1 protein-coding gene is annotated in these 395 nt (G+C 42.0%); it reads right to left on the bottom strand.

Annotated features, from left to right (window positions below):
• Positions 1-395: phosphopantetheine-binding protein (locus tag GFC01_RS18510; protein ID WP_152948533.1), on the bottom strand; the 395-nt coding region annotated here is incomplete at both ends.

Here is a 395-nt window from a genome sequence, read left to right as displayed (position 1 = left end):
GTAATGATGGCTCTTTTCTAATGTGGATAAGAACCAAATACGCTTCTGGGCATGAGACAATTCATAGCTTGTTTGCTTTTCAAGCTTTGGAATTTCAGCCTCCTGAACGGCTGGCGCCCCTTTGATGTCATCAACCATTTGCGCCAGATGTGCCAGATGTTTGCTTTCAAATAATATTTTTAAAGGCGCCTTCATTGAAAATTCATGATTGATCCGGGAAATGGTTTGAGTCGCTTTTAGTGAATGTCCGCCAAGGTCGAAGAATTGATCCTCTTTGTACACGCGATCTACATCTAAAAAGTCCTGCCATATGGCGGCAAGAACCTGCTCTGTCTTCGTTTCTGGTAATTGCTTTTCAAGACTTTGTCCATTTTTGTGATGATTCAGTTTGAGGG

Origin of the sequence: Desulfofundulus thermobenzoicus (genome assembly GCF_009428905.1) — a bacterium.
Lineage (GTDB): Bacteria > Bacillota > Desulfotomaculia > Desulfotomaculales > Desulfovirgulaceae > Desulfofundulus_A > Desulfofundulus_A thermobenzoicus.
The sequence above is the reverse complement of the archived record's forward strand: the minus strand, read 5'-3'. Positions and strand labels throughout refer to the sequence as shown.